The sequence below is a fragment of the Thorsellia kenyensis genome (genome assembly GCF_042432445.1).
Classification (GTDB): Bacteria; Pseudomonadota; Gammaproteobacteria; order Enterobacterales; family Thorselliaceae; genus Thorsellia; species Thorsellia kenyensis.
Genome location: NZ_JBHLXE010000027.1, coordinates 78,234 through 102,388, shown reverse-complemented (window position 1 = coordinate 102,388; position 24,155 = coordinate 78,234). Strand labels below are relative to the sequence as shown.

Annotated in this window: 19 protein-coding genes; 15 read left to right on the top strand and 4 right to left on the bottom strand. The window is 35.1% G+C overall.

What is annotated here, in order from left to right; all coding sequences use genetic code 11:
- The first annotated feature begins 30 nt into the window (after positions 1-30).
- The 15 genes from ACFFIT_RS03010 (at position 31) to ACFFIT_RS02940 (ending at position 18,890) form a co-directional block, all read left to right on the top strand.
- On the top strand, positions 31-942 hold the full coding sequence (locus tag ACFFIT_RS03010; protein ID WP_385876165.1) for a DMT family transporter: 912 nt from the start codon (positions 31-33) through the stop codon (positions 940-942).
- A gap of 273 nt (positions 943-1,215) precedes the next feature.
- Positions 1,216-2,613, top strand: coding sequence for a PTS transporter subunit EIIC (locus ACFFIT_RS03005; RefSeq protein ID WP_385876164.1), 1,398 nt, complete (start codon positions 1,216-1,218; stop codon positions 2,611-2,613).
- Between the two features lie 126 nt (positions 2,614-2,739).
- Positions 2,740-4,200: a glycoside hydrolase family 1 protein gene (locus ACFFIT_RS03000; RefSeq protein WP_385876163.1), complete on the top strand. Its 1,461-nt coding sequence runs from the start codon at positions 2,740-2,742 to the stop codon at positions 4,198-4,200.
- 856 nt (positions 4,201-5,056) lie between these two features.
- A complete protein-coding gene (locus tag ACFFIT_RS02995; protein WP_385876162.1) occupies positions 5,057-6,487 on the top strand; it encodes a sensor histidine kinase in 1,431 nt (476 codons plus the stop codon).
- A 37-nt stretch (positions 6,488-6,524) separates the two neighbouring features.
- A complete protein-coding gene (locus tag ACFFIT_RS02990; RefSeq protein ID WP_385876161.1) occupies positions 6,525-7,502 on the top strand; it encodes a hypothetical protein in 978 nt (325 codons plus the stop codon).
- Positions 7,499-8,839 (top strand): two-component system response regulator GlrR, encoded by a 1,341-nt coding sequence (glrR, locus tag ACFFIT_RS02985; protein ID WP_385876160.1) that lies wholly within the window; start codon positions 7,499-7,501, stop codon positions 8,837-8,839. Before ACFFIT_RS02990 ends, glrR begins: the two co-directional genes overlap by 4 nt.
- A 33-nt stretch (positions 8,840-8,872) precedes the next feature.
- Positions 8,873-10,582 carry an NAD+ synthase gene (locus ACFFIT_RS02980; protein ID WP_385876159.1) on the top strand — a complete coding sequence of 570 codons (1,710 nt, stop codon included), beginning with the start codon at positions 8,873-8,875 and terminating at the stop codon, positions 10,580-10,582.
- Between the two features lie 44 nt (positions 10,583-10,626).
- Positions 10,627-10,965, top strand: a complete 339-nt coding sequence (gene glnB, locus ACFFIT_RS02975; RefSeq protein WP_385876158.1) for a nitrogen regulatory protein P-II — start codon at positions 10,627-10,629, stop codon at positions 10,963-10,965.
- Between the two features lie 156 nt (positions 10,966-11,121).
- Positions 11,122-11,454, top strand: coding sequence for a ribosome silencing factor (rsfS, locus tag ACFFIT_RS02970; protein ID WP_385876157.1), 333 nt, complete (start codon positions 11,122-11,124; stop codon positions 11,452-11,454).
- A gap of 20 nt (positions 11,455-11,474) precedes the next feature.
- The gene (rlmH, locus tag ACFFIT_RS02965; RefSeq protein WP_385876156.1) at positions 11,475-11,945 is read left to right on the top strand and encodes a 23S rRNA (pseudouridine(1915)-N(3))-methyltransferase RlmH; all 471 of its coding nucleotides are present in this window, start codon (positions 11,475-11,477) and stop codon (positions 11,943-11,945) included.
- Between the two features lie 2 nt (positions 11,946-11,947).
- Positions 11,948-13,972: a penicillin-binding protein 2 gene (gene mrdA, locus ACFFIT_RS02960; RefSeq protein ID WP_385876155.1), complete on the top strand. Its 2,025-nt coding sequence runs from the start codon at positions 11,948-11,950 to the stop codon at positions 13,970-13,972.
- A gap of 163 nt (positions 13,973-14,135) precedes the next feature.
- A complete protein-coding gene (rodA, locus tag ACFFIT_RS02955) occupies positions 14,136-15,248 on the top strand; it encodes a rod shape-determining protein RodA (protein WP_385876154.1) in 1,113 nt (370 codons plus the stop codon).
- A 3-nt stretch (positions 15,249-15,251) separates the two neighbouring features.
- Positions 15,252-15,875 carry a pseudouridine synthase gene (locus tag ACFFIT_RS02950; RefSeq protein ID WP_385876153.1) on the top strand — a complete coding sequence of 208 codons (624 nt, stop codon included), beginning with the start codon at positions 15,252-15,254 and terminating at the stop codon, positions 15,873-15,875.
- A 146-nt stretch (positions 15,876-16,021) separates the two neighbouring features.
- Entirely contained in the window at positions 16,022-17,764 is a 1,743-nt protein-coding gene (gene dld / locus ACFFIT_RS02945; RefSeq protein ID WP_385876152.1) for a D-lactate dehydrogenase, read from the top strand.
- Positions 17,765-17,942: 178 nt separating this feature from the next.
- On the top strand, positions 17,943-18,890 hold the full coding sequence (locus ACFFIT_RS02940) for a ribose-phosphate pyrophosphokinase (RefSeq protein WP_385876151.1): 948 nt from the start codon (positions 17,943-17,945) through the stop codon (positions 18,888-18,890).
- Between the two features lie 72 nt (positions 18,891-18,962).
- Here the strand turns inward: ACFFIT_RS02940 and ruvC are convergent, their stop codons facing one another.
- The 4 genes from ruvC to aspS all read right to left on the bottom strand — a co-directional run bounded on the left by ruvC (position 18,963) and on the right by aspS (position 23,650).
- Positions 18,963-19,484 (bottom strand): crossover junction endodeoxyribonuclease RuvC, encoded by a 522-nt coding sequence (ruvC, locus tag ACFFIT_RS02935; protein WP_385876150.1) that lies wholly within the window; start codon positions 19,482-19,484, stop codon positions 18,963-18,965.
- A gap of 864 nt (positions 19,485-20,348) precedes the next feature.
- Entirely contained in the window at positions 20,349-21,092 is a 744-nt protein-coding gene (locus ACFFIT_RS02930) for a YebC/PmpR family DNA-binding transcriptional regulator (protein ID WP_385876149.1), read from the bottom strand.
- A gap of 270 nt (positions 21,093-21,362) precedes the next feature.
- Positions 21,363-21,818: a dihydroneopterin triphosphate diphosphatase gene (nudB, locus tag ACFFIT_RS02925; protein ID WP_385876148.1), complete on the bottom strand. Its 456-nt coding sequence runs from the start codon at positions 21,816-21,818 to the stop codon at positions 21,363-21,365.
- Positions 21,819-21,868: 50 nt separating this feature from the next.
- Entirely contained in the window at positions 21,869-23,650 is a 1,782-nt protein-coding gene (gene aspS, locus ACFFIT_RS02920) for an aspartate--tRNA ligase (RefSeq protein WP_385876147.1), read from the bottom strand.
- Between the last annotated feature and the right edge of the window lie 505 nt (positions 23,651-24,155).

The window sequence follows — 24,155 nt, the reverse complement described above, 5'->3', positions numbered from 1 at the left end:
CTAGGCCGCCTTTTTTACATATAAGATAAAATGAAAAAAACTTCTCCTCTCTCACAGTATCAAGGTGCCTTTTTTATTATTTTGGCAGGAAGTGCATTTGCAGGTGTGAATGCTTTTACCCCTTACGTGGCCTCTACTTTTTCTCTTAATGCTAGTTGGATCGCTTTATATCAGTATTTTTTCGCTCTCATTGTTATGCTTCCATGGCTATTAAAAAGTGGTATCGGCAAACATGTAAAAACAGACTTTTTTTGGCGCCATTTTTGGCGGGTTATTTTAGCCGTAATTGGTGTACATTTTTGGATAAAGGCGCTTACCGTTCCTATTCCTATCGGCCAAGGCTTATCACTTTTAATGATTTCACCATTATTTGTTTGTTTAGGTGCTGTTTTTTATTTAGGAGAAACCATTTCTACTAAAAGAAGCTTAGCATTAATTACCGGATTTATTGGTGCTTTGATTATCTTAAACCCCTGGTCTGATTCGTTTAGCTACGTGATGTTTTTCCCCTTAATAGCAGCTTTTTTTTGGGCTTGCCATACGGTTATGCTTAAAAATATAACAGGTAAAGATTCTGCATTAACGATTGTGTTTTATTTATACATTCTCACTCTTCCTTTTAATTTTATACTGGCAATTACCGATAATTTAACCCAATTTTCCACATTTATGTGGATTAAGCCTAATAACACTGGATTGTGGTATTTATTTTTACTAGGGGCATTAACTGCACTAGGACAATGGTCTCTAGCAAAAGCATACAGTGCAGCAGACGCTACCTATATCCAACCCTTTGATTATTTCAAGTTACCTATCAATGTGCTCCTAGGATATATTTTTTTCGGTTGGGGCATAGATGGCCTATTTCTCATTGGGGCCTCGTTAATTATTTTAGCAACTCTTTATTTGACCTTCGGGGACAAACCCAAATTACTAAAATAATTTTTAATAACTATTCTAATTGATAGGGGTACTTTAAATGCAGGCTAAAATATAGCCTAATGTCCAGTGAGTGGGTGTTAATTAATGCAAAAATCTGCATTTTGAATTACATTACATACATAAACATAAATTCATGCGCGTTTCAGGGCACTTAACTTATCCCTCCATACCCAAGCACCATTTTTTACAGATGAGAATTGATTACACTACTCTGTAGTGTAATCAATCTTTAAAAATCATAATCAATAATCACTCAACTTTAAGGAGTTTATTATGGCAAAAGATTATCAAACCTTGGTCAAAGAGATCATTACGCTTGTAGGTGGTAACACCAATATTAATTCGGTTGTACATTGTGCAACACGACTGAGATTCAACTTGAAACAGACTCATTTAGCGAATATTGACGCGATTAAAGATCTTAAAGGTGTCTTAACGGCAGTTTTAGCCAGTGGACAATTTCAAATTGTCATTGGTAATGAAGTACCAGAAGTATACGTTGCACTGACTAAAGAGCTTGCACTCTCCAGCGAAAACCATCCTCATATTTCTATAGAAGACTCTGTTGAAACAAAAAAGAAATCAATCGGAAGTCGTCTTATTGACACCATCTCAGGCGTATTTGCCCCAGTTTTAGGAGTCATGTGTGCATCAGGTTTGCTCAAAGGCATAATTGCAATTCTGATGATGAAAGGCGTGCTTATAGAAAATAGTGGGACACATCTCATCTTAAACGCTGTTTCTGATGCCCTGTTCTTTTTCTTGCCCGTTTTACTTGGCTATAGTGCTGCTAAAACATTTGGTGGTAATGTATTTATCAGCATGGTGCTTGGCGGAGCATTAATCCACCCAGCAGTTAGAGGCTCAGTAATTGATGATACAAATTTAGAATTTCTATTTTTTAAACTCACCTTAATTGACTATGCCTCTTCTGTCCTTCCTATCATATTAGCAGCATATGTTAGTGCGCACTTAGAACGCCTATTCAGTAAAATATTACCACAGGCCATTAAAAATTTTATTGGCCCTATGCTTGTATTATTAATAGTAGGCCCCCTTACTTTTTTACTTATTGGTCCTGTTGCCAATTTTTTAAGTTTTAAATTAGCCTCTGGATATCAAGCTGTTTATTCATTCAGTCCTGTTTTAGGCGGTGGGCTTATTGGAGCACTTTGGCAACCATTAGTTATTTTTGGTTTGCACTGGAGTTTTATTCCTATTATTCTTAACGACTATGCCACTGTAAAAACCAGCTTTTTAGATCCTATGACCCAAATTGCGGTAATGGGTCAGGTTGGTGCTGCATTTGGTTTACTCATACGTATGTTGATGACTAAAGACAAAGTCAACTCAGGATTAACTGCCTCAGCGACACTGTCTGGTGTTTTTGGTATTACTGAACCCATTATTTATGGTTTAACGCTACCAAGAAAAAGCCCCTTTGTTATGGGGATCATTGCCAGCGCATGCGGAGGAGCCATCGCTGGTCTTTTAGGTGTTAAAGGCTATACATTCAGTGCGCTGGGTATTTTTTTCCTCGCATCTACTATTTCACCTGAAGGAATAGGTGCAAGTTTCAATGCTGCTGTAATTGGTACATGCACTGCTTTTGGTATTGGTGCTTTGCTCACTGTAATATTTTATCGGCCCAAAAATAAAAATAAACTATAATCTTATTGTCTCAGAGCAATGTGAATAAGTTCTATCAATAAAGAGTTATATTTCTATAAAAATTATCTTCAATATTAATAGGTAAGTTATCTATATATTTATTAAATTAGCAAAAGGATTTTTAATATGCAATTATTTAACACAAAACTACTTAATGAATCAGAACGTTTTCCTGAAGGTTTTTTATGGGGCGGTGCTACTGCAGCGAATCAAATTGAAGGCGCTTATTTAACAGGTAATAAAGGACTTACAATCGCTGACATACTACCTGGAGGGAAAATAAGACTCGAATGGCTGCAAGATGAAAGACCACTTGAAATTATAGCAGATAAATACACCTACCCAAATCATGAGGGTATTAATCATTATGAACATTTTAAGCAAGATATAGCGCTTTTTGCTGAGATGGGATTTAAGTGCTACCGTTTTTCCATATCTTGGGCGCGCATTTTCCCGACTGGAGAAGAATTAACGCCTAACCAAGAGGGGCTAGATTTTTATGGGAATATTATTGATGAATTAATTAAGCACAATATTGAACCCGTTGTAACTATCTCTCATTTTGAGATGCCTTTGTATCTTGCCAAAACTTATGGTGGATGGAAAGACAGAAAACTTATTTCTTTATTCTTAAATTATTGTGAAGTTCTATTCAAGCACTTTGGCAAGAAAGTTAAATATTGGATGACCTTTAACGAAATCAATAGTGCATTTATGATGCCTATAATGAGCCTGGGTTTTCAGACTAATGGCGATAATTTTAAAAATAAAGACATATTTCAAGCGTTACACCATCAATTTGTTGCAAGTAGCTTAGCCATTAAATTGGGTCGAGAAATGATAAAATCTGTAAAAATTGGCTCTATGGTTATCGCAGCACCCTTTTACCCATTGACTTGTAATCCTAAGGATATCCTATATGCTTTTGACATAGAAAGGATGTGGAATTTCTACTGTAGTGATATCCAAGTGAGAGGCGAGTATCCTTCTTATAGCCAACGTCATTTTAAAGAAAATAATATCGAATTAGAAATAGCTCCTGGCGATTTAGATATAATCAGATCAAATACAGTGGATTATATCGCATTTAGCTATTACAACAGTTGTACAGAGAAACATCCCTCTGGTGATGAAGTTAGAGTGGGAGGAAATATGATGTCTGGTGTCGAAAATCCATATCTCACTGCAAGTGAATGGGGATGGGAGATAGATCCAACAGGTCTAAGGATTATTTTAAACAAAATATATGATCGTTATAAAACCCCCCTCTTTATTGTTGAAAATGGTCTAGGTGCAAAAGATACTGTTAAAGCTGATGGCTCTATAGATGATGATTATCGTATAGAGTATCTCAAAGAACATCTTATCGCGGCAAGTGAGGCAATTAAAGATGGCGTAGAATTAATGGGCTACACTATGTGGGGTTGCATCGATTTAGTCAGTGCATCAACGGGACAGATGAGTAAACGCTACGGATTTATTTATGTCGATAAACAAGATGATGGCTCAGGAACATTTGCACGCTCAAGAAAAAAATCTTTTTATTGGTATAAAGAAGTCATTACACAAAACGGAAATAACATTTAATTATCAATTAAAGACAGTTTAGCTTGTAAGTTGATATTTTTATAAATGTCAACTTATTGATAATAAAAACATCCTACTCATTTATATAGAAAGTGTCTCCTTTTTGTTAGACCGTAAACTATAAGCGTCTCAAATTAACGACACTTAAACTACTGTATTTAAAGCATATATTTTTATCATCTGTTTTTTGTCGTTTTTAAGCAACATTTTTAACTATTTTTTTCTTTTTATGGTCAATTTCCTCTTTTTTTATTCAGAGTTTAAAGCCTTGTATAATTAAGCATAATTAACCATTTCTAAGACTCATAAGAATAGCAGGAAATAAGCCTTTTAAAACATAAACTTAAATAAACAAAAGATGTTCTTTTAAATTATTATAAAAAACAAATAAAAGTTGGCACGACTTTTGCTTTAATACAAATAGCTCATTTGCTTTCGTATCATTCTATATAATAGAATTTACACTTAAAATGACGCCCTATATGGTGCCTATCGTCCTACTGTTGATATACCCATTTGGATTATCAAATTTTGGACGTAACGTTGAGTTAGGCACCTCCATAGTCTTATTTATGTTTCATTTGTCTTGATAATCGCACAAGTTACATCATTACAAAATTGTAGTAAAAAATACGCAAGTCTAATTTGATAATCAGTTATCGCCCCTAGACAATTGTGTATTCTTAATGTTCTTCTTCATTTTCTATTATTCATATTTCCTATCGTTAGTAACTGGTTTTCCAGTTACTTTTTTTGCTTATTTATAATCAAATGAATTCGCTTTAAAGAGCCATTTTCATGTACAATATAATTGATAAGCTTTTAAACTCTTTTCAATTATTCACGGTAGCTAATAATGCGTATAAACACAAAATTTAAAATGATCGCATTTTATTCCTTGCGCCAAATTGTCATGGTCGCATTTTTGCTTGTTTTACTCCCCTTACTTTGGCTCGCTTATCAAGCATATGATGGATTTAATCAATTAAGTAAAAAATCCAATGAGATTAACCGTAACACCGCAATATACGCCAGACGAAGTGAAGTAATGGCAACGGTCACTCTGGAACTAGAAAGAAGTGCTAGACAATATTGCATCTTAAATGATGAAACCTTTAGAGTTTTGCATCAAGAGCAAAAAAAACAATATGCTCAAATGTTAGAGGCTCATAAACCTGTTTTATCTGAACTCTTTTACTATAATACCCTTAGTAATATACTTAAAAAACTTTCTAATTTAACCTGTAACGATACTCTGCCTAGTGAAGACTATTTTAATTTATTGATCGATCTGACTTTAACACAAACAAAACTATCACAAGCTACAAGAGAGGCCATTTTTGATAAGGGGCAAGAGTTACAAGTGGCTATAGCAGACAAAGGCAACAGTATGGGACAGCAAGCCCTGCTTCTTTGTATCATCAGTTTTATTCTTGTCCTACTTTTTACACAAATGATCATCCGTCCGGTCAATCAGATAAGAGAAATGATATCTCTTATTGCAGAAGGAAGAAAACTTAACATCAACAAATTTAATGGTCCTAGAGAACTTCAAGTACTGGCTCAAAGGATTGTATGGCTTAATGAACGGCTTAATTGGTTAGAATCACAACGTCATGAGTTTTTACGACATGTATCACATGAACTAAAAACACCGCTTGCAAGTATTAGAGAAGGAACTGAATTGCTAGCCGATCAGATAGCGGGTGCTCTCTCCCAAGAGCAAAAAGAAGTGGTTACTATACTAGATAAAAGTGGAAGAGAATTACAAAATCTTATCGAACAATTACTTGAATATAATCGTTTAGCCTTAATCGATGAAATACAACTTTCAGAAATTGAACTTGAAAGAATCATTGATAATACCTTACAATCACATGAACTTCTTGTAACTCAAAAACAAACAACTGTAATTAAAGAGTTATCAATAAGAATAATTCAAGCAGATGAAATGCTTTTAAAAAGAGTGATTGATAATCTCATCTCTAATGCCGTTCATTATAGTTCTGCCAAGGGACAAATATTTGTAAAAAGTTACCATGATGAACTTCATGATTTTATTGAGATCGCTAATTCAGGTAAACCTATCTCTCAAAAAGATAGAACAATGATTTTCGAGCCTTTTTATCAAGGAAGTAGCCAACGCACAGGGCCTATTAAAGGCAGTGGCTTAGGTCTCAGTATCGCGCAAAATACTATCCGCCGAATGAGTGGAGAATTAACCCTTATAGATGTAGAGTATGCAGAGGTATGTTTTTTGATAAAACTTCCTAGAAATACGCTATAATAGACTATCTATTACAACAACAACTCTTGAAAGTGATATGACCGTGAGAAAAACCCATAAACTAGCAAATTTAAAGTTAAAGAGTAGAACAATCATTTTCCCACTATTGATTGCTTTAACACTTTATCCTCAGGTCAATGCGAACAATTTGTTGTATCCAGATACGCTGAAAAATTTTTATTCAGTGAGTTGTGAAGAAATTTTCAATGATACTCTCTATAGAATGACCAATATTACCTATTGGCAAAAATTGATTACATGTGCAAAGAGTAATACTTCCAGTGTAAATAGAAAATTAGCCAAACAGTTTAACTCCCCTATTATGCCAGATGCACTTATTTGGTCCATCTTAATCTCTTACGCTTCGCCCACCCCTGATGAAGTAAATCATATTATTAATTTGTTACATAAAAACGAACACCATATTCCACTAGAAATTAGTCCCATTACAGATTTAATGTTTGAATATATGCAAATGAAAAAAGCAGTAATGGAACAGGCTGAAACGACGGTCAGCATGGAAGAGTATGAAGCTATTGTGAAAGAGAATACCCTTTTGAGTGATTCTTTAGCTAATGCCGAAAAAAAATTATCTAATTTAGCTGAAATAGAAAGACAACTTTCTCAAAGAAGACAAATCCAGCTAGAAGCACAATTAGACGCTCCAGTTGAGGATAAAAGTTTAACTACAAGCAAAGACTCATCTGAGGCTAATTCACAAATTGCAGCTAAAATTGCAGCAAATCAGTCTCTAAATAATAATGACGCTGCTCACTCAGGCTTTCCCTTAAAACAATCTTTGGAGTCAATTAAATCCCCTCCAATAGTGCCTTATTTGCTCTCACAACAAACACCGAGTTTATATGCACAACCTCCAGAAAAAGCTAAGTTAAGGCAAATTAATGAAGGAGAGCTATTTTTTAGTTTCCTCTATCAAAACAATTTATTAATGCCATTAAAAGATATTAATGTCCATGATTTGAAAAAAAATATTAAGCAGGATTTATCTAAATGAGTACAACAAAACAAGCACATATCCTATTAGTAGATGATGATCCTAACTTATTAAAGTTATTAGGTATCCGTCTTAAAAGCGAAGGTTTTGTAATCACTACAGCACTCAGTGGACAAGAGGCGTTAAAAATTCTTAATAAAGAGTCTATTGATCTGGTTATTTCAGATCTTAAGATGGATGAAATGGATGGTCTAGACCTGTTTGTCGAGGTACAAAAATCCTATTCTGGTTTGCCTGTTATTATACTTACAGCACATGGTTCTATTCCTGACGCAGTTCTTGCGACACAGCAAGGTGTTTTTGGTTTTCTGACTAAACCTGTTGATAAAGATGCGTTGTATAAAGCAATTGAAAATGCTTTAGCTCAATCTTTTGGAAATAAGGCTAATGGAGATGAGTGGGATGAAAATTTTATTACAAAAAGTCCCATAATGCTACAAGTGATAGAGCAAGCAAAAATGGTTGCTCTATCTGAGGTATCCATTTTAATTAATGGTGCTAGTGGTACTGGAAAAGAGGTTCTTGCCAAAGCTATTCATCAAGCAAGCCATCGCAAAAACAAACCTTTTATTGCTATTAACTGTGGCGCACTGCCTGAACAATTACTTGAATCTGAACTATTTGGGCATACAAAAGGGTCTTTTACTGGCGCTGTTGCTAACCGAGACGGGCTTTTTAAAGCAGCTGATGGCGGCACACTCTTTTTAGATGAAATTGGCGATATGCCATTTTCTTTACAAGTCAAATTATTAAGAGTCATTCAGGAAAGAAAAGTCAGACCACTTGGTGCAAATAGTGATATTGATATTGATGTACGTATTATTTCAGCAACTCACAGAAATCTGATTGAAGCAATGGAAAAAAATGAGTTTAGAGAAGATTTATATTATCGTTTGAATGTGGTCAATCTAAAACTACCCACCCTAAATGAACGAAGTGAAGACGTACCGTTACTGGCTAATTTATTGTTAAAAAAAATTGCAGCAAAAAATAAGCCTTCTGTTAAATCATTTTCTCCCGAAGCATTAAAAAAACTAGCCAGTGCAAAATGGCCAGGCAACATCCGCCAACTCGTAAATGTCATAGAACAGTGTGTAGCGATCACCAATGCTACCGTCATAAATGACACCCTTATTGATAAGGCCCTTCAACAAGAGAGTAATTCATTCACAACACTCACTGAAGCAAAAAATCAATTCGAAGCGACTTATTTAAAAAAAATTCTACACATGACTAAAGGTAATGTTACCCAAGCGGCGAGACTGTCTGATAGAAATAGAACGGAACTTTACAAGTTATTTGCTAAACATGATTTAGATCCACAAGATTTTAAATAATCCACCTGAATATTATGTATAAGGTACCTATAAATGACAAATAAAGAAAATATCTGTTTTGGTATTGCCCAATTAAATTATCACGTTGGAGCCATAGAAGCGAATACTGCAAAAATAATTGAGGCACTTGATTTACATAAAACGCAAGGCGCTGATATAGTCATTTTTTCAGAGCTTGCAATTTGTGGCTATTCCCCTCAAGATTTGTTATACAGAAAGGACTTTCATGAAAAAATAGCGTCCGCCATTAAATTAATTCAGCTTAAAACCAAAGAATTAAATATTGTTGCTATTTTGGGTGTGCCTATTAGAGATGCAAATAAATCTCGCTCCACCCAAAGTGGAGAGTTTGTCTTATATAATAGTTTATTAGTCATTGAAAACGGCATTATCAAGCACACGTATCATAAACGTTCATTACCTAATTATGGTGTTTTTGATGAAAAACGTTATTTCTCTCCAGGCACTGATAACGGGATTTATGAATTCAAGGGGATTAAGTTAGGCCTACTCATTTGTGAAGACATTTGGGATAAAGCAACCATTAAGCAAACAGCAGAGGCTGGTGCACAAATTCTTATCTCCATTCATGGTTCTCCTTATTATTTAAATAAGCAAAATGTAAGATATGATTTGGTAGAGAATATAATCAAGCAATTCAATATCCCCTTAATTTATGTTAATCAAGTGGGTGGACAAGATGAGTTAATTTTTGATGGACACTCTTTTGCGCTAACCAGCAACGCCTATTTACTTCACTCTTTACCTGCATTCGAAGTGAATCATTGCCAAGTGAAAAGTATTGATTTATTTTCCAAAATCTTATCTTCACAATTGCCTCTAGCGTCCCCCTCCCCTGAGGCAGACAAGCTCCTTAGAGGTCTTACACATACCGAACTAGAAAGTTTATATCAAGCCCTCAGTTTGGCAACAAAGGATTATGTAACTAAAAATGGTTTTGACGGAATTGTTTTAGGCTTATCTGGCGGTATTGATTCTGCGTTAACTTTAGCAATAGCTGTAAATGCGCTCGGGGCAGAAGCTTGTAGGGCGGTTATGATGCCGTTTAGATATACTTCTGAAATAAGCATCATTGATGCTAAAGAAGAAGCTGATAATTTAGGGGTGCAATTTGATATTGTGCCAATTGAACCCATGTTTGAGAGTTTTATTGGGCCTCTGAAATCACTTTTTAGTAGTAATGAGAAAGATACGACCGAAGAGAACCTTCAAGCTAGATGCCGTGGAGTGATTTTGATGGCATTATCAAACAAAGAACGTAAATTAGTCCTAACGACAAGCAATAAAAGCGAAGTGGCTGTTGGCTACTCTACTTTATATGGTGATATGGCTGGTGGTTTTAATGTCCTAAAAGATTTACCTAAAACCTGGGTTTATGCCTTAAGCGAGTACCTCAACCTCAAAAAGGAAATAATCCCAAACCGTGTTATAACAAGACCGCCTTCGGCAGAGTTAGCTCCTGATCAAACAGATCAAGATAATCTCCCCCCTTATGAAGTTTTAGATCCCCTTTTAAAAGCATATGTAGAAGACGATGCGGGTGTAGAGGATTTAATTACACTCGGTTTTAGTCTCTCTGACATTAAACGTGTTTTGCGATTAGTTAATCTAAATGAGTATAAACGTGCACAATCACCAATCGGTCCTAAGCTAACAAAAAGAAGTTTTGCTAAGGAAAGGCGTTACCCCATTACGAACGGATTTAATCCTGTAAATAAATAAGCATTTGCACTGTGCTATGATAAGCCAACATAAGGAGCAGCACTATGAAAAAAATAGAAGCTATTATTAAACCTTTTAAATTAGATGATGTCAGAGAAGCACTTAGTGAAATTGGCGTTAACGGCATGACCGTGACTGAAGTTAAAGGATTTGGCAGGCAAAAAGGTCATACTGAGTTATATCGTGGTGCTGAATATATGATAGACTTTCTGCCTAAAATAAAATTAGAAATCATTGTCACTGACGATCTTGTTGAACGAGCCATAAATGTCATTATGTCAACAGCACAAACAGGTAAAATTGGTGACGGAAAGATCTTTATTTATGATATTGAGCGCGTTATTAGAATTCGCACAGGCGAAGAAGACGAAGAAGCAATTTAGGTTTAATTGTGGATATACGTTCTCAATTTTAACCTATCATGTTATACTATTTGATTAAAAAATTAAAATATACGTGATGATAATGTGTCATATTACTTATGAATATGTGATTCATACGAGGAATCACTAAAAACCCGGTACAATGAAAAAATGAATATGCTAAATACAATAAGAACGACTGAAAGTTTAATTGATTGGATTATCAATGAAGTGGAAGAAGTAAAAGGCCAAGATGTTACTACTCTTGATGTGACTGGTAAATCAAGTATCACCAATGCCATGATCATTGTGACTGGTACTTCTACAAGACACATCGCTTCTATGGCAGAATTGATTCAAGTGAAAGCCAAAGGGGCTGGTGTTGAGTTATTTAGTTGCTCTGGTAAAGATACAGCTGAGTGGGTCATTTTAGATTTTGGTGATGCGATACTACATCTTATGCAACAAGAATCTAGAGACCTATACGCTCTTGAAAAACTTTGGGGTTAATCTCGAAGGCTCGTATCGCGATGAAAATTCAAATGATAGCTGTTGGCACCAAAATGCCAGATTGGATAACTGTAGGTTTTACTACTTACCAAAATCGTTTAACTCATGATGTCACATTAGAACTCATTGAAATTCCAGCTGGTAAACGTACTAAAAATGCTGATATACCTCGGATTTTAGAAGCCGAAGGTGAAAAAATGCTGCACGCAGTTTCGAAGGGTTTTCATATTGTTACGCTAGATATTCCTGGCAAAAAATGGACAACACCTCAATTAGCCTCAGAGTTAAGTCAATGGCAAGCAAATTGTAAAGGTGTTAGCCTTTTAATAGGTGGACCTGAAGGGTTGTCTGCTGAGTGCAAGCAAGCAGCTATGCAATCTTGGTCTCTTTCTGCACTTACTCTTCCCCATCCTTTGGTCAGGATTATTGTTGCTGAAACAATTTTTAGGGCTTGGAGTTTAAATAACAATCATCCTTATCATCGAGAATAAAGATGAAACATAAAAATAGCACAAATAATGACGGGATTTTTCGAAATCACACTGCTGAATCTAAATTATTTCTTAGACGTGTTCTCGTTTGTCTTCTTTTTATCATTATTTTTATTGGTATATTACTCTCAAATCTTTATTATTTGCAGATTACTAACCACGAATTTTATAAAACTGAAACTGATAAAAACCGTATTAAACTTCAATATATAGCACCTACTAGAGGCCTAATCTATGATAGGAATGGTTTGCCTATTGCGAAGCATAAAAATATTTGGCAATTAGAAATTCAACCTGATAACATCAAGGATTTAGAAGCTACGATTACTGAATTGAAAAAACTTATCAACATCACTGAAGAGGATATTAATAATTTTAAAGAAGAACGAAAAATTGCCACTAGGTACTCATTTATTCCTCTTAAAAGTAACCTTGATGAAGATGAAATTGCTCGATTTTCGAATGATAGGCATAAGTTTTATTCTAAAGACTACAGTCAACCTACCGTCATAATAAAAAACTACCAGAGACGTTACTACCCCTATGGTGAATCTCTTGCGCATATTCTAGGGTATGTAGCAAAAATTTCAGCAAAAGATGTTGAACGACTAAAAGCTGAAGACAAATTTAATAATTATAAAGGCTCATCACAAATTGGGCGTGCCGGCATTGAAAATATCTACGAAGATATTCTTCATGGCACTACAGGAACAGAGGAAGTTGAAGTCAACAATCGTGGCAAAGTTATTCGTCAATTAAGTAAAACACCCCCTAAAGCTGGTCAAGATATTTATTTAACGATTGATTTAAAACTACAACTGCACATACAAGAGTTACTCTCTCATATCAATGGGGCTATCATTGTCAGTGATCCTAAATCAGGAGAAATTTTAGCATTATTTTCAAGTCCATCTTATGATCCTAACCTTTTTGTGGATGGTATCTCTGTTACCAACTATAAAAACTTAAACGACAATCCTAATAGACCCTTATTTAACAGGGCAACAAAAGGATTGTACCCACCAGCTTCTACAGTGAAGCCATTTATTGGTCTTGCCGCTTTAGCAGAAGGTACTATATCACCCACAACCAGTATTTACGATCCGGGTTGGTGGCAGTTACCGAATTCTGAAAAAAAATATAGAGATTGGAAGCGGTGGGGACATGGTCAGTTGAACATTGAAAAATCAATTATAGAGTCCGCGGATACATTTTTCTATCAGCTCAGTTATGATATGGGAATCGATAAGATGCATGACTGGATGGTTAAATTTGGATATGGACGCCCTACAGGTATTGATATAGACGAAACCACAGCTACGGTTATGCCAAGCCGTGAATGGAAAGAAAATAATAGAGGCGCTAAGTGGCTAACCGGTGATACAATACCTGTGGGTATAGGCCAGGGCTATTGGAGTGCTACGCCTATACAAATGGCTAAAGTTTTGAACACATTAATTAACGAAGGTGCCGTTAAAACTCCACACCTTTTTCTGCGTAGTCAACAACATAATGAGAAACATAATTATCTGCAGGTTGAAAAATCTGAACTAGAAAATATTGATAAAAGCTATTGGGAGTTAATTAAAAAATCAATGTATGGCGTGGCTCATGCAAGTAATGGTACCGCAAAAAATTATTTTTCAGACGCCCAATATCAAGTCGCTTTAAAAACTGGGACTGCGCAGGTGCATTCGTATGAAGTGGATTTAAATAAAGATAAAGCGAAAAGATTAAGAGATCATCGCATGATGATAGGCTTTGGCCCCTATGATGATCCTAAAATATCAGTCGTTATTGTTCTTGAAAATGCAGGTAAAGGGTCATTAAATGGTGAAATGATGCGAAGTATCATGGACTATCATCTTTTAGGGGAAAAATATATCCCCGAATCTTTGATTGAGTACAGAAAAGAAGCCATTAGAGAAGCGGAAAAATTAAGGGTTTTAGAAGAAAAATTGCGTATTGAAAAAGAAAAAGCAGCAGAAGAACAACGCCTTAAAGAAATAGAATCTCAAGTAAATTAAATACTGATAGCACAAATGTCCTGCTCATGAGAATTCTAACAATAAAGCAATCATTTTATTTAATTAATATATATTAATAAAAAATAGCATCATAAAGTTGAACTCATAGGTTATGAATTTCATAATCTATTTAACTGTTAACCTCTAAGTAAAAGTAACGACTATGACCCATTCAAAAAGCAATGCTTCATTTTTAACGAAACTGCACATAGATTTGGTATTTCTACTTATCATTTTCATGCTTTTAAGTTACGGTCTGATTATTCTTTGGAGTGCGAGTGGACAAGATATCGCTATGATCAATAAGCGATTGATTCAAATGCTTGTCGCGTTGATTGTCCTTTTTTGCTTTGCACAAGTTCCCCCTCGCTTATATGAAAAAAGTGCTGTTTTTCTATATTGTGTCACTGTATTTTTACTGTTGCTTGTAGATCTTTTTGGGGATACAAGTAAAGGTGCACAACGATGGTTAGATTTAGGTTTTGTACGATTTCAACCCTCAGAAATAGCCAAAATCACTGTACCTCTTATGGTTGCTCGTTTCATAAATAGAGGTTCTACCCCTCCGACCTACAAAGAAACTTTTTTTACAATAATAATCATCATGATCCCAACGATTTTAATCGCAATTGAACCTGATTTAGGTACCTCAATTTTAGTTGCCTTATCCGGTTTTTTTGTTCTTTTTCTTGGAGGGTTAAGCTGGATTTTAATTATTTCAGCGATTATCATCGTAGCAATTTCAATTCCTTTACTTTGGGAGTTTTTCCTTTTAGATTATCAAAAACAACGTGTTTTAACTTTTATTCATCCAGAAACAGATCCTCAAGGCGCAGGTTATCATATTATTCAATCAAAAGCCGCGATCGGTTCAGGCGGTTTGTCTGGAAAAGGCCTGGGCTTAGGCACACAATCACAGCTTGAATTTTTACCAGAAAGACATACTGATTTTATTTTTTCAGTTCTTGCTGAAGAATTTGGTTTAATTGGTGTCTGTATTTTACTATTTATTTATTTTCTTTTGCTCCTTAGAGGTTTTATTATTGCTGCAAAAGCACAGACAATGTTTGCCCGTGTTTTAGCTGGTGGTTTGACCTTAATTTTCTTTATTTATATCTTCGTTAATATAGGCATGGTAAGTGGTATTTTACCTGTTGTAGGAGTTCCCCTCCCCTTAATTAGTTACGGAGGATCTTCCTTGGTTGTTTTAATGGCAGGATTTGGTATCATCATGTCAGTACACACACATCGTAAAACATTATCTAAGAATTTATAGTTTATGAATTTAGCTAATAATCATTCGCGCCATAAATACATACTAAAATCACATGTTAAGAAGAAAATTCCGCATGAAGTCAAAGAGCGTGAATCTAAAATTCTCTTGTTTAATAAGCCTTATGATGTTTTAACCCAATTTACCGACGAATTAGGCCGCTCTAACTTAAGCCACTTCATTTCTGTCCCACACGTCTATCCCTGTGGTAGGTTAGACCGTGATAGTGAAGGTTTACTTGTATTAACTAATAACGGACAATTACAAGCCAAACTGAGTAACCCCAAAAATAAAACGCATAAAATCTATTACGCTCAAGTCGAGGGAATACCTGATAAAGCCGCATTAAATCAATTTGAACAAGGTCTGATGCTAAAAGATGGGATCACTTTACCTGCAAAAATTGAGCAAGTACAAGCCCCTAGCTGGTTATGGCAAAGAGTACCACCTATTAGAGAAAGGAAACTTATACCCACGTGCTGGCTTAAAATTTCTTTATATGAGGGACGTAATAGACAAGTAAGACGCATGACTGCACATATAGGTTTTCCAACCTTACGTCTTATTCGATATCAAGTTGGTTGCTATACAATTGACGACCTGCCAATTGGACAGTACAAGTTGGTATGATATTTTACTAGTTCTTATGATTTATTTTATTTTCTAAATACAATTGAGCAAAAAATTTCATACTTAAACTGATATAGGTTAGGCTGTTATTAATGAGGGTAAAATTAGGAATTTATTCATCTTTGAAACTAACAATGAGAGGACGTATGGATACAAAACATTCTTTGACAACTGAACAATTTATTAATGAAATAAGAGAAAATATAGGGGCTTCAAAAATACTAACAAAACCTGCCAAAATAGACCGTTATTCAAAAGGTTTTCGTTCTGGCGGTGGTAAAGCTATAGCCGTTTTGATCCCAACTGATCTTCTTGAACTTTGGAATATGCTCAAAATATGTGTGAAACACGATAAAATAGTCATTATGCAAGCAGCCAAAACAGGGCTTACCGAAGGCTCTACACCGAGCGGTGACGACTATGACAGGGACGTTGTGATCATAAGTACATTAAAAATTGATGATCTCTTTTTGTTAAACAAAGGAGAACAAATAGTAAGTCTTCCTGGTACTACGCTATATCAACTCGAAAAAGCCTTAAAGCCCTTGAGAAGAGAACCTCATTCAGTAATAGGTTCTTCATGTATCGGTGCTTCAGTCATTGGTGGAATCTGTAATAACTCAGGAGGTGCGCTTGTTCAAAGAGGCCCTGCTTATACAGAACTCTCCTTATTTGCAAAAGTAAATACCGACGGTAAATTAGAATTAGTTAATCATTTAGGGATTGATTTAGGTGAAACTCCTGAAGAAATTTTAACCAATCTCCAAGCAGGAAATTTTTTAAAAGATAATCTGCCTGCTACAGAAAAAATTGCATCTGATAATGAATATATAGAGCGAATCAGAGATGTAGATGCAAATACACCTTCACGATACAATGCAGACAAACGCAGACTTTATGAGGCGTCAGGTTCTGCAGGTAAAATAGCAGTTTTTGCTGTTCGCTTGGACACCTTTGAACAAGAACCCGAACAAAAAGTTTTTTACATTGGAACAAATGATGAGCAAGTACTAACACAATTACGCAGGGACTTGCTTACTAAAACAAAGCAATTGCCTATTGCTGGTGAATATATGCATAGAGATATGTATGATATTTCAGAAAAATATGGCAAAGACACTTTTATGATGATCAATAAATTTGGCACTGATAAAATGCCAAGATTTTTTGCTATTAAGGGACAAATCGATACATGGCTTGGCATGCCTATTATAAAAAATATTTTGCCTAATAACCTCAGTGACAAATTGATTCAATTTGCTAGCCGTTTTTTTAAAAATCAACTTCCTTCTCGAATGAACGAATTTCGTGATAGGTACGAACATCACTTAATGCTTAAAGTGGCAGGAGAAACGATTAAAGAAGTTCAATCCCTTTTAGATGAATTTTTTAATCAAGCAGGTTCACAAGGTGCTTTCTTTGAATGCAATGATGATGAAGCTAAAAAAGCCTTTTTACACCGTTTCGCGGCAGCAGGTGCTGCTATAAGATACCATGCTGTTCATGACGATAAATCAGAAGGTGTTTTGGCCTTAGATATTGCTCTTAGACGCAATGAAAGTGAGTGGCTTGAGAAATTACCTTCTTCTATTGAGAAAAAACTGATAAATAAACTCTATTACGGGCACTTTTTATGCTATGTCTTCCATCAAGATTATATTGTAAAAAAAGGTGAAAATATAGAAACAATAAAAAATGAGATGCTAAAACTACTCGATGCAAGAGAAGCACAATATCCGGCTGAACATAATGTGGGGCATATCTATAATGCAAATGAGGATTTGGTTAATTTTTATAAAACAAGTGATCCTACCAACTGTTTTAATCCAGGTATAGGAAAAACAACTAAACTCAAAAACTGGTGCGAATGTGAGGAAAAATCTCATTAAAAGTAGTTATGAATTTCAGTAATTAAGCAATTTTACCAATTTTCTATGAATGTATTAATTTGTGCTGTATTTGATTGACGTAAACAGTTAAACTATTCACTTAATTTTAAGCAAAAGTATTTTTTTAACGTTTAATTTTATTAATTAAACACAATCCCTTAACAAGCCTGAGGTTTATGTGTCTGATATGAAGATTTTTGCCGGTAATGCAGTTCCCGATCTTGCCCAACGTGTAGCTAAACGTTTATATTCAAGTCTTGGTGATGCCTCTGTAGGTCGCTTTAGTGATGGTGAAGTCAGCGTCCAAATTAATGAAAATGTTCGCGGTGGAGATATTTTTATTATTCAATCAACGTGTGCTCCTACTAATGACAATTTAATGGAATTAGTGGTTATGATTGATGCTCTACGTCGTGCTTCTGCTGGACGCATCACTGCTGTTATTCCTTATTTTGGCTATGCAAGACAAGATAGACGCGTGCGCTCAGCTCGTGTACCTATTACAGCTAAAGTAGTAGCTGATTTTTTATCGAGTGTTGGTGTAGATAGAATCCTAACTATGGATTTACACGCTGAGCAAATTCAAGGTTTTTTTGATGTCCCTGTAGATAATGTGTTCGGCAGCCCAATCATATTAGAAGATATGAAGAAGCAAACACTAGATAATCCAGTTGTTGTTTCTCCTGATATAGGTGGTGTAGTAAGAGCTCGAGCAATCGCTAAACTACTTAATGATACCGACATGGCTATTATTGATAAGCGTCGCCCTCAAGCGAATGTTTCTGAAGTAATGAACTTAATTGGTGACGTAAAGGATAGGGATTGTATTTTAGTCGATGACATGATTGATACAGCAGGTACTTTATGTAAAGCGGCTGAAGCACTTAAAGGTCGCGGAGCTAAGCGTGTATTTGCATATGCAACTCACCCTGTTTTTTCTGGTAATGCCTACAATAACATTAAAAATTCAGTCATTGATGAAGTGATTGTTTGTGATACTATTCCTCTATCTGAGAATATCAAGTCTTTAGGTAAAGTGAGAACTCTGAGCATTTCAGCGATGCTCGCTGAAGCGATTCGTCGTATCAGCAACGAAGAGTCTATTTCTGCCATGTTTGAGTACTAGACTGCTTTTTTAAACTTTTTTTACACCTATCCAATGCTTTTAAGAAATACGGCATTGGGTAGTCGATAACTTCTACCTTAGTCTTCCTTTTTTCATACTCAAAGCCCCCTGCTTTACTCTCAGCATATTAACACCTAGATGACAATGGGTAATTGCAATAGCTAAGGCATCTGCTGCATCAGCTTGAGGGCTTTTTTCTAATTTTAATAGGTATTTTACCATCATTTGAATTTGCTGTTTATCGGCTGCACCTGTGCCAACAACGGTTTGTTTTACTTGTCTTGCAGCATATTCATAAATTGGTAATTCCTTGTTTACCCCTGCTACCATAGCTACGCCCCTAGCTTGACCTAGTTTAAACGCAGAATCAGGATTTTTAGCCATGAAAATTTTTTCAATCGCCATACAATCAGGAGAAAACTGTTCTATGATTTGTGTTACCCCAGCAAATATTATTTTTAATCTTGAGGGCATATCATCTACATCTGTCTTTATACAACCGCTTCCAAGATAACTAAATGCATTACCCTTGTGTAAAAGAACACCATACCCAGTTATTCTTGAACCAGGATCGATACCTAATATAATCGCCATAGAAAAAATAATTACCTTTTAAAAGTCGTTCCTAGTCGCAAAGCATTTTTTGTATACTGAGGAATGCAGAAATATACAATATATATCACCGTCATTTGAATTAAATTTCTTTTGTTAAAGGAAGAAGTATCAAAAAGAAGGCAGAACTGTAAAATTATAATTCTTATTCTTGCTAATAACTACTCTTATGGTAAAAGCAAGTGCATCGTATCATCAAGTAAATTAAGAAAACAAGCTTTTACGCTACCCATGAAGGACAAACGGGTGAGTTTTAATCAGTAAAATTGCTTGGATTTAAAAGTTTTAATAATTATTCATTAAGCATAAGTGGATACTTTTTTGTTGTCCATACTTGCTTTAACAGCTTTTAAGTTTTTCAGTTTTTCAGTTTTCCATTTTTCAATAAGCTTACAGTGAGTTTGTTTATAAAAGATGTTTCTGCTGCATTATCCCTTCGTAAGCAGATCTCATTTCTCACCTAATTGACAATGAAAATTGATTCTACATTCCTGTGATTTCTAGTAGTGCTCGCTATCCATTTACCACCTTATTATTCATTGTTGTTGATGGCTTGCAATGTAGGAGATTAAATACCAAGATAAAGATGTTATATATTGGGTTTGTGATTCATTTATGATGAATTACTTAATCAATAAAAACCCATTTAAGCATTAATTCAATAGGGTATAAAAATTCACCCGCCTGCCCTTTTCCTATATTACTTAATATATTATCCATAACAATTAAATACGGTGAACTTTACTAAATTTATCACTTATTGAATAATAACTTACACATTGGTGTTTAGGGATAAAAAAGCCAGCTGTCGCTGGCTTTTTCTTTGAAGGCAATAGCTGAGTATAATTATAACAACGCAGCTATTTCATCCGAGATGTCGCCGTTGTGATAGACTTCCTGGACGTCATCACAATCTTCAAGCATATCAATAAGTTTGAGTAGTTTAGGCGCTGTTTCTGCATCTAATTCGGCTTTAGTCGATGGGATCAGTGCAACTTCAGCATTATCGGCTTGAAAGCCTCTTGCATCCAAAGCATCCTTGACTGCACCAAAACTCTCCGGTGTTGTGTACACATCAATAGCACCATCATCGAATACTTCAACATCATCTGCACCAGCTTCAATAGCCACTTCCATTATGTCATCTTCACTGATCCCAGGAGCATAAGAAATGACACCACGCTTAGTAAACAAATAGCTAACTGAACCATCAGTACCTAAATTACCACCAGTTTTAGTAAATGCATGTCTAACTTCTGATACTGTTCTTTTTCTATTATCACTCAAGCACTCAACCATTACAGCGGTACCACCAGGGCCATAACCTTCATAGACAATAGACTCCATATCCGCATCATCATCACCACCGACGCCTCTGGCAATAGCTCTATTTAGGGTATCTCTTGTCATATTATTTGACAATGCTTTATCTATAGCAGCTCTTAGTCTTGGATTTGAGCCTGGATCACCCCCACCTAATTTGGCAGCTGTGACTAATTCTCTAATGATTTTAGTGAAAATTTTTCCACGCTTTGCGTCTTGGGCCGCTTTGCGATGTTTAGTATTTGCCCATTTACTATGTCCTGCCATATTAAATCTCCTTTAAAACATGCAGATATTATATTTGTAAACAAAGAAAAAATTACATTGGTAATTTATAGGTTTTAATTTATATATTCAAGTTGACTAAGTCTGCTAAGTCTCTTTCTAATGCTAACAAAGTATATAGCACTTAAGAGTAATAATTAACTTGACTTGACTTGACTTGATATCAGTTTAAGCAGATTTAACTAAATAAACTTAGCATCAAACCACGATTAATTTGCTAAGACTTAAAAAATTTCTAATCTAGTTAAAAAATCAAAAGTTGCGAACGAATATATTTATTGCTTCAGCATTATTTGGTGATTTGGTTTTTAAAATTGCTTCTTCAAGATCTAACCAACAAAAAGCGAGGTGCTCAGATATTTTTATCTCTGGTACTTTGTCTAAAGGTAATAAAAACCAATGCTCTAAATTGTGTGTCACTCCTGGCGCATAACGTTTTTTCATGTTTTCAAACAGTTCAAAAACAACTGAATGTTTACAATCAATTAATGATATTTTTTGACCATCAATGAGAATGCCAGTCTCTTCATAAACTTCCCTTATTGCAGTTTCTAAAGGTAACTCCCCCTCTTCTAAGCTACCTGTAACAGATTGCCAAAAGGTGGAGTCATCTTTCCTTTGCAGCATAAGTACCTTTTTATCAAAACGGCTAAAAATAACCACTAAGACAGATTCAGGTTTTTTATACTGTGGTGCTACACTTACCATGATGTAATTACTAAATAAAAGTATTGAAAAGCCAACATGCTTAATTTGCCTTATTCAGATTTTATCGCTTTCACAGCAATAGCAAGTTCATCTAATGCTTGCGCATTAGCAAAACTTGGGGCATCCGTCATTAAACATGATGCTGTTGTAGTCTTTGGAAATGCGATAACATCACGAATATTATCTGTAAAAGTCAAAAGCATGGTCAATCTATCAAGACCAAATGCAAGGCCGGCATGTGGTGGAGTGCCATATTTTAATGCATCAAGTAAGAAACCAAATTTTTCTTTTTGTTCACTTTCGTTAATGCCCAAAATTGAGAATACTGTTTGTTGCATATCCGATTTATAGATACGTACTGAGCCGCCACCCACTTCATATCCATTAATAACCATATCATATGCATTAGCCACTGCAGTGAGTGGTGCTTTTACTAATTCTTCAGGCGTCATCTCTTTAGGGGAGGTAAAAGGATGATGCATAGCACTTAAACTGCCATCGCTGTTTTCTTCAAACATTGGGAAATCAATAACCCATAGTGGTGCCCATGTTTTAGTGAAGAATCCAGGAGTTGTTGCTTCGATGTCATTACCTACTTTTAATCTTAAAGCACCCATTGCATCTGTTGCAATTGATTTTTTATCTGCACCGAAGAAAATTAAATCACCATCGGTTGCTGCTGTTCTTTGGATAATTTCTTGAATAATCTCTTCAGTTAAAAATTTACTCACTGGGCTTTGAATTCCTTCAATCCCTTTAGCAACCTCATTAATTTTCATCCAAGCAAGTCCTTTAGCACCATAAATATTCACAAAGGCGCCATATTCATCAATTTGCTTGCGAGTAAACACTGCCCCTTGAGGTACTTTTAACGCAATAACGCGACCATTTACATCATTTGCAGGTTCATTAAATACCTTAAACTCTACACTTTTAACTATATCAGCAATATCAACAAGTTCTAAAGGATTTCTTAAATCGGGCTTATCAGAACCATAGCGACTCATGGCTTCACTGAAAGTCATCACTGGAAAATCACCTAGTTCAACAGAAATGATTTCATTGAAGAGTCCACGAATCATTTTTTCCATCATGGCACGAACACTATCTGCACTTAAGAAAGAGGTTTCAATATCTATTTGCGTAAATTCTGGTTGTCTATCAGCTCTTAAATCTTCATCTCTAAAGCATTTTACAATTTGGTAGTATTTATCGTACCCTGACATCATCAACAACTGTTTGAACAATTGAGGCGATTGAGGCAAAGCATAAAATTTACCTTTATTCACGCGACTCGGTACCAGATAGTCACGAGCGCCTTCAGGGGTCGCTTTAGTTAACATTGGTGTTTCAATATCTAAAAACCCGTTATCATCTAAATAGCGGCGAACGAATCGGGTGATAAGGCTTCTTTTCATTAGTCTTTCAGTCATTTCTGGACGTCTTAAATCGATATAACGATATTTTAATCTTTGCTCTTCGGTATTCACTTGATTACTGTCTAATGGCAGAGGTTCAGAACGATTTATAATAGTCAATTGAGTTGCTTCAATTTCAATTGAACCTGTTTTTACGTCATGATTCACTTGATTTTCTGGGCGAGCTCTCACGATACCCTCAATTGAAATACAAAATTCATTCCTTAGTTGCTGGGCAATTTCAAAAGATGCTTGATTTTTAGGATCGAAAAAAACTTGAACTAACCCTTCTCTATCTCGTAAATATATAAATATCAGTCCACCAAGATCTTTACGTCTATGAACCCAACCTGCTAACGATATGGTTTGATTCACGTGGGATTGATTTACTTGACCGCAATAGTGAGTACGCATGAAATACCTCTGTTAAGACTTGTTTTAAGTGATTTAAAATGAACGTATGATCTTTATAATATATCAAAAAATCATAGTAATTAACAGAGCCTGTTATTTAATTAAAATATAGAAATACAGGTGTAATAGTTGTTTGATCGTAATTAAAGAATTAATAGTAATGTAAAATATATGCGGTCCTTTTAAATTACCTATATAATTTTGTTTTGATTTAGCATCATGTATTGCGCGCTTTAACCATTAAACACATTGTTTATCTTAGAAAAATATATTCAGTTTAGCCAATTTAATTATTTTTATAACCACTTAATGTTCTATTATCCATGCATTATCTCTTTAAGAAACAAGTGCATAACCTCACAGAAAAGTAATAAAAGTCAGTTACTTATGTAACGATAAGAATAAAAAGGATCATATTATATTTAGTGGCCTTACTAAAGAGTGACTTGAGTGTTTAATATACAAATTCATCGTCACTTTTGTTTTAGGTGGGTTCATTATTTTT